The sequence below is a fragment of the Vibrio sp. D404a genome (assembly GCF_030248535.1).
Classification (GTDB): Bacteria; Pseudomonadota; Gammaproteobacteria; order Enterobacterales; family Vibrionaceae; genus Vibrio.
This window is the reverse complement of record NZ_JAHGAJ010000043.1, coordinates 90,365-97,082: the sequence shown is the minus strand read 5'-3', so window position 1 is coordinate 97,082 and position 6,718 is coordinate 90,365. Positions and strand designations below refer to the sequence as shown.

At 42.9% G+C, this 6,718-nt stretch carries 7 protein-coding genes and 1 pseudogene; 3 read left to right on the top strand and 5 right to left on the bottom strand.

Annotation, left to right across the window (positions count from 1 at the left end; genetic code table 11):
* A pseudogene (locus tag KI655_RS21580) lies at positions 1–141 on the top strand (IS110 family transposase); the annotation flags it as partial.
* A gap of 33 nt (positions 142–174) precedes the next feature.
* Here KI655_RS21580 and KI655_RS21575 read toward each other — a convergent pair.
* Complete coding sequence (locus tag KI655_RS21575) at positions 175–867, bottom strand: hypothetical protein (protein WP_285408552.1); 693 nt, start codon at positions 865–867, stop codon at positions 175–177.
* A 232-nt stretch (positions 868–1,099) separates the two neighbouring features.
* Here KI655_RS21575 and KI655_RS21570 point away from each other — a divergent pair, with 232 nt between their 5' ends.
* Positions 1,100–2,074, top strand: a complete 975-nt coding sequence (locus KI655_RS21570; RefSeq protein WP_285408550.1) for an integron integrase — start codon at positions 1,100–1,102, stop codon at positions 2,072–2,074.
* A gap of 127 nt (positions 2,075–2,201) precedes the next feature.
* Positions 2,202–3,407 (top strand): GTP-binding protein, encoded by a 1,206-nt coding sequence (locus tag KI655_RS21565; RefSeq protein ID WP_285408548.1) that lies wholly within the window; start codon positions 2,202–2,204, stop codon positions 3,405–3,407.
* A gap of 62 nt (positions 3,408–3,469) precedes the next feature.
* Here KI655_RS21565 and KI655_RS21560 read toward each other — a convergent pair whose 3' ends face one another.
* The 4 genes from KI655_RS21560 to KI655_RS21545 form a co-directional block, all read right to left on the bottom strand.
* Positions 3,470–4,348, bottom strand: a complete 879-nt coding sequence (locus tag KI655_RS21560; protein ID WP_285408546.1) for a 6-carboxytetrahydropterin synthase — start codon at positions 4,346–4,348, stop codon at positions 3,470–3,472.
* A gap of 277 nt (positions 4,349–4,625) precedes the next feature.
* Positions 4,626–5,426 carry a PhzF family phenazine biosynthesis protein gene (locus tag KI655_RS21555; RefSeq protein WP_285408544.1) on the bottom strand — a complete coding sequence of 267 codons (801 nt, stop codon included), beginning with the start codon at positions 5,424–5,426 and terminating at the stop codon, positions 4,626–4,628.
* 74 nt (positions 5,427–5,500) lie between these two features.
* Positions 5,501–6,001 (bottom strand): GNAT family N-acetyltransferase, encoded by a 501-nt coding sequence (locus KI655_RS21550; RefSeq protein ID WP_285408542.1) that lies wholly within the window; start codon positions 5,999–6,001, stop codon positions 5,501–5,503.
* A gap of 118 nt (positions 6,002–6,119) precedes the next feature.
* Positions 6,120–6,713, bottom strand: a complete 594-nt coding sequence (locus tag KI655_RS21545) for a hypothetical protein (RefSeq protein ID WP_285408541.1) — start codon at positions 6,711–6,713, stop codon at positions 6,120–6,122.
* Positions 6,714–6,718 lie beyond the last annotated feature (5 nt).

Sequence of the window (6,718 nt, the reverse complement as noted above, 5' to 3'; positions counted from 1 at the left end):
AAAGCCACTTATGCTCGACTTCTAGCAGCAGGAAAGCCCAAGAAAGTCGCAATAATCGCGTGTGTAAGAAAGATGGTTGTGACCCTTAATTCTATGCTCAGAGATGGCGCCATGTGGGATGAAAATATAGCCAAAAACTAATCATTGACGCCATAGTCGTTTGTTATAAAGCAGTTACACCGCATTTCTCACGTCAATCATAGCACTTTCTCCTAGTTTGGCAGTTGTAATATACAGCTCCATTGGAGTACCAGTTAAGCCACCATTAAAAGCGATTCGGAAAAACTGTAAGCTAGTATCAAGCATCAAAGTCGAGTTCACAGCAATAGACTGGCGACTACAAACGATTTCTCCTGATTTAGCGAGCCTAGCATAATCAGACGCTAATGATTTAAACCGTTTTGCAGGTCTGAGGAAGTCATCAATGTCATAAACCATACATTCTGATACCGATAGATTATTTCGTGATGAAGTATCTAACGTATAAAACAACTTTATTGTGTCGTTAAGTTCGATGATACATTTATCTAGTTGGTCATTTAGATCATTTTCACCAGCGAGTAAAATGTGCTTTGACAAGGTACGGTCTAGTATAGAAATGTTCTTAATAATATCTAGCTTTACACCAATGATAGATTGATCTAATTGTTGGCTATGCCATGATTTATATACATGAATCGCTAAAATAAAACCCAGAACGGTTACAACCGCAGAAATAATAGTAGCAATAAAGCCACCTAGATCAAAAATCGTTTTCGTTGGCACCTCTTCCACTTCAACATATACAGTTTCAACGCCAAGCCAGAGACCAAAACAACCACCAATAAATAAAATTAAGACAGCCAACAAAATTTCATAGATTTTCATACGTTCTCTCTGCTTTATAACAGCTATATTAGACAGAAAAATTCTGCACTTAAATACGGAATTATTCTGTCTAGTATCTTAATGACGTAAACGATACCCCGTTTTTATGAAAACTAACAGTAACTTAAGCACTACAGCTCTCTGCCTACATCCCAAAATACAGAATTTTTCTATATAACATGAATTGGTGTGCCAAACTGAAACTTATGTATGCATAACCAGTTAAAGTTTAATGAAAAAATCACCATTTCTGTCGTATATACAAGAATATATGCTTGGACGACACTATGCCCTTCGTACAACGGAGGCGTACATCTATTGGATCCACCAATACATTCTTTATCATGATAAAAAGCACCCAAAGACCTTAACCTCTAGGCATGTAGAGGATTTTCTAACGCATCTGGTTGTTAACAAAAAGTCAGCAAGGAAAACGCAAAGTCTAGCTCTCAATGCATTAGTCTTCTTATACAAAGAAATTATTCAAGAACCCATAAAACTTGATATGCAGTTTCGGCGCTCAGATAAATCAAGAAAATTACCAACAGTCATGACTCCAGAGGAGATTGTTAGGCTATTCAATCACTGTTCACCTAACTACAAATTACCTTATCAATTAATGTACGGGTCAGGGTTGCGTTTAATGGAATGTTTACGCTTACGCATACAAGATATCGACTATACATATAAGTCCGTACGTGTATGGCAAGGGAAAGGAGGTAAAAACCGCGTAGTTACAATAGCACCAGAGATTTTTCCCGCTATCAAGCAACAGCAACAGAGATCCGCGAGTTACTATCATCAAGACATGAATGACACAGTTTTTTCTGGTGTATATATTCCTGAAGCTCTCGCTAGAAAATACCCAAACGCAGAAAAGAGTCTAAATTGGCAATTCCTTTTTCCTTCTAACCGTTTGTCATCAGATTTACGAACGGGCGAGCTACGTAGGCACCATATTCACCCAACAGCGCTTCAAAAACACATTAAGATAGCTGGCCAAAAAGCCAACATTGAGAAAAACATCTCATGCCATACTTTAAGGCATTCATTCGCTACGCATCTTCTTCAAAGCGGAGCGGATATCAGAACCGTCCAAGAGCAACTTGGGCACACCGATTTGAAGACAACACAAATCTATACTCATATCATTGATAGAGGTGCGAACGGTGTCGTAAGCCCTCTATCTAAACTCTTCAACACTTAAAAAGTGTATTCCAAATACCAAAACAGAAGCTCTGCCATCAATTGTGACTCTTTCACAAAGACCCTTACGACAATAGTTATTGTTATGTTATAACGTTTACTTTGTTTTCTAGTTAAAGGTTAAAGACATGTCTACCATCCCAGTTACCATTTTGCATGGCTTTCTTGGTTCGGGTAAAACCACCTTGTTACGCAATATCCTTCAGCAAGCCAGCGACCAGCAGATCGTTCCATCGGTTGTGGTTAACGACATGAGCGAACTGGACGTTGATGGGGTGTTGATTGCCAATACCGATGTGGTTAATGAAGAGCAAGGCAACTTCGTGACCATTAGTGGCGACAGTGTCAGTAGCCCGAGTGGGATTGTGCAGCTTGAGCAAGCCTTAAAAGAGCTTTGTGAAAAGCAATCACCAAGTTGGATCGTGATTGAAACCTCTGGAAGCAGCCACCCTCTCCCATTAGTTGAGTTCTTCAAGCATCGACCTCAATTTGCGCTCAAAGATGTGATTACCTTAGTTGATGCTATTTGGTTACGCGACGATTACCGCCAAGGTGTAGATTTGATTCCGAAATGGCAAGAGAACCTTCAGAAAGGGATTCGAGGTATTGAAAACCTGTTGGTTGAACAGATCATGTTCTCTAATCGTGTGCTGTTAACCAAAACAGACCGACTCGATGACGATAGTGTGGCTAAGATAGCACAGGCGATACATCCGCTTAATATCTATGCCAATATTATCAAGACTTCTTGGGGCAACATTAATATTGCGTCCATTAACAACCAACAAGACTACAACTATTTTCTGGTTGAACAACTCACTGAAGAGTTGCGTGGTGGCGTAAACACACCATTGAACTTGTCAGGAAAGGCCAATCAAAGCTTGGTCTCTAAAGTGCTTAAAGATGACCGCCCTTTCCACCCTCAACGTTTGTGGGACACTTGCCATCAATACATGACTAAGGGTGTTTTTCGTAGCAAAGGCTTTTTCTGGTTCCCAACTCGCGATGACGTGTCGCTACTTTGGAGTCAGGCAAATGGCAATGTAGGTTTAGAAGTCACCGGGTTCTGGCGTGCTTCTGTCATCAATGATGAGTCTCAGAACTACACCGAAGAGCATCGAAAAATCCTTCAAGATAAAATAGACAGTGTCGATAGCCGCTTTGGCGACCGTCGTTGCCGTTTAACGGTGATCGGGCAGCAAGACGAAGTAGATAGCTTTATGCTTGCGCTAGAAAAGTGCTTTTTGAGTGATTTTGAATTGGAACAGTGGGCAAATGGAGCGAGCTTTGAGGACCCTTGGCCACAGCAAGTCGCCAAGTTGAAACAGCCTTAGAGAGCTGCTCAAAATGGAATTGCACTGATGACACACCATGTATCATCAGTGCATTTATCTGATTATCTGAACGCCATAGCGCCTTTACCGACACCTTCGTACGCCACAATCTGAAGAGACTGCCCATCGTTTAGGCTCGGCTTCACTTGGTCTGCAATGTAGCCAGCTAGCAATTCAACCGTGGTGTCGGTTGGAAGAATTTCGGTTTCACTTTTAGCGATCGCTAGCTCGAACTCACCTTGTGGCGCGGTATAGCGGAACGCGTAGTGGCTTTCGTCGGTAACGGCTTGTGCGTTCTCGCTCAAGTTAAGCGCTTCCAACATCACTACGTCTTCTTGAGAGCCTAGGTAGATATCTTCCCAACGCTGTGCAAAAGCCTCTTCTCTTTGCGAATCACGGCTACCATCCACCACAATCTCAACTGGCGAGCGGTGACCATGAGCAATACGCTGACAGTTACCATCGTGCTTTTTAAGGCCATGCGTGTAGTGGTAAAACGCACCATCAATCTTTTCGTGGCGTAGCGTAATTTCAAGGCCAGTCACATTGCTTGGTAGGTTATCGCGCAGGATATCGTAGACATGAGCAGTAATGCTTTCGATGGTGATCGCTTCTGCGTCAATCAAGCAATACGCTTCATCAGGGCATTGTAGGTGAATGCTCTTATCGCCACGCATGACATCAAGTGTTGAGTAACCTGGCTTGGTCGCCTGATGGATGATGGCTGGGTTTTTCATTGGCACCAGTAAGCGATGGTCAACATACTCATCAACAAGGTGTTTGATCTGTTTCTTTACCCTGCTGAAATCTAGCACCATGCTCATTTCATTGAGCTCGCCAGACATGATGACATCTAAAATCCAACTATCTCCCACGACTCCTCTGTGTTCACAGATGTATGAAGAATCGATAACGGTAAGATCTCTTACAAATAGGTTCAAGTTGAACTCCTTACTATTAATGAGATACGGGAGGCTGATTAACATTTCAGCAGACACTTCGTCTCATTGCTTAGGTTGAATGAAATTGGAGACGCAGGATGGTACAACCGCTTTGTAAAGTCCACCTTTTTAACGCGCCTCTCATAAGAAAAGACCAATCTCTGTACGATTTTCTTGAAAGCCTCGCTCAAAGCCTAATTCAACGCTACGAAGTCAACGCAACCTCAAAGCTTATCATTACATTTAGTAAGGGTTTGTTGCATAGTCGCGATAATAACTACATGCTCATCACGCCCTTAATGGTGGTCTTGGCAGTCCCTTTTAGTTTAATGCGCTGGTTGGAAAGCACTTCAACTGTGATATCACCGCCTCGCTTCGATGCCTGATACGCTGTTAGCGTAGTTTTATCCAATTTTTGGCACCAGAACTGACCGAGGGCACAATGGGCCGAACCCGTTACCGGATCTTCATTTACACCGACCCAAGGGGCAAAATAGCGCGAGATGAAATCTAACTGTGGTTGCTCTGATTGAGCCGTCACCACCACACCTCGTCCAACAAGCTGCTTCATCGCATCGAAGTTAGGCGTAAGAGCAAGCAACGCGCTTTCACTGTTCACTTGAATAAAGACTTTAGAATCGAATTCGCCATATGCCGCAATATCTTGAGGCTTAATACCTAACGCTTCTAACAATGGTGCATTAAACTCTTGGTCTAATTGAAGGTTGGTTTGCGGAAAATCGAGCTCAATTCCGTCTTCTAATACCGCCGCATTCAAAGGACCAGACAGAGTTTGAAAGGTGACACTTTCTCCGACATTCAAATCACCGCGCTCAACCAGAATGTGCGTCATAGCTAAAGTACCGTGTCCGCACAATTTCACCTCAATTTCAGGGGTAAACCAACGCAGCCTCATGTCACTTAGCGTGAGAAATGCGGTTTCTGATACGGCCATCTCTTGAGCGATGGAAAACATTAGCTCTTCACTCAATGGCTGTTCGGTAATACAAACACCCGCGGGATTGCCCTTGAAAGGCGATGAGGTAAACGCATCGACTTGGTAAATATCTATATTCATGTCACCTTCTTATCCTTTGTCTGGTTCATCTGAACTGGCTTATCCTAATCAATGATAGAAGTTGCTTAGCTCGACTATAAGAACTTCTCGATTAGAACTTCATCAACGTATACGCCGTCGATTTTGGCGTGCTTTTTCGCGGTGCCGACCACTTCAAAGCCTTGACGTATATAGGCAGCTAATGCGCGCTCGTTGTCTGCTCGAACATAAGCAAACAGTTTTTCATAGCCTTTCTGTTTTGCTACTTCAAACGTCGATTGGAACAGCTTTTTAGATACACCCTGTCCACGGCTTTCGCTATCCACAAAGGTACCAATAATACCCACATGATCAAAGGCTTTGGTATAAGAAGCAAAAGGCTCGATGTTTTGGAAAGCGATGACTTTGTTTTGCTCTTCATTCACAGCAACAGTAAACACGCCTTGCTTTGGGAAATCCGCAATAAAGCCCTTCTCTTCTTCAACCGTGAATGTGGTGTCGAGGATGGTGTACAAACCTTCTTCAATGATTGGGTTAAGCACTTCAGTGATGCCTTGCGCATCTTCGATGGTGACTTGTCTTACTACTAAACTCATGCAATTACACTCTTATTCTTGTTTGAGCGTTCGTTGTACATCAGTTGCATGGCTTCAGCAATGGGCTGAGGTATTGATATATAGATTCTTTCTATTCACTGACATAACTGATCAAGTTCTAAACGACGACCGCTTTCACAGACAACACAATCGTACACTGACCAAGACCTGCGCCATAAAAACTCGAACATAAATAGCCACTATCTGGGAAACGAGTGAGTAGCTCATTGGTAGCCTGCTCATATTGCGACAGTTCAACTGTACCATGAGCCAAGTAAACACCTCCGACGACTTTACCAAGGTTCTGTGCATCTAGAAAATCGAGCGCAGCGCTGTGGTTATCAAACCCAAACAGCAAATCACCGCTTTCAGACAGATTACGCAAATCCGCCACATCAATGTTATTCGGCATTTCGTGGGATTGAAGTTTGCCCATCAGGTTATCTATCACGCGAGCCACTGCCGCCGCATCGTTCGATGGGTTTTCAAAACAAAGCAGCGAGGTGTTGCTTTTCTCACAGAGGCTAATTAGACATTCAGACTGTTCTTCATCGAGCGCTGAAACCAACAATGCGTCTAGCTGTTTATTATTAAAGGTTGCCTCAGATAAATCAGATTCCGACAAGTTGTCAGAGGTATTCGTCAACTCGCTGTTATTTAAATAACTGGCGATCTTAAGTGGGTCTAACTCTTCCGTGCTTGGTTCAAACATACCCC

Bases quoted from the DNA above. Each gene is read 5' to 3' on its own strand.
- KI655_RS21550 (WP_285408542.1), bottom strand. From the start codon at position 6,001: ATGAGTTTAGTAGTAAGACAAGTCACCATCGAAGATGCGCAAGGCATC.
- KI655_RS21575 (WP_285408552.1), bottom strand. From the start codon at position 867: ATGAAAATCTATGAAATTTTGTTGGCTGTCTTAATTTTATTTATTGGT.
- KI655_RS21555 (WP_285408544.1), bottom strand. From the start codon at position 5,426: ATGAATATAGATATTTACCAAGTCGATGCGTTTACCTCATCGCCTTTC.
- KI655_RS21570 (WP_285408550.1), top strand. From the start codon at position 1,100: ATGAAAAAATCACCATTTCTGTCGTATATACAAGAATATATGCTTGGA.
- KI655_RS21545 (WP_285408541.1), bottom strand. From the start codon at position 6,713: ATGTTTGAACCAAGCACGGAAGAGTTAGACCCACTTAAGATCGCCAGT.
- KI655_RS21565 (WP_285408548.1), top strand. From the start codon at position 2,202: ATGTCTACCATCCCAGTTACCATTTTGCATGGCTTTCTTGGTTCGGGT.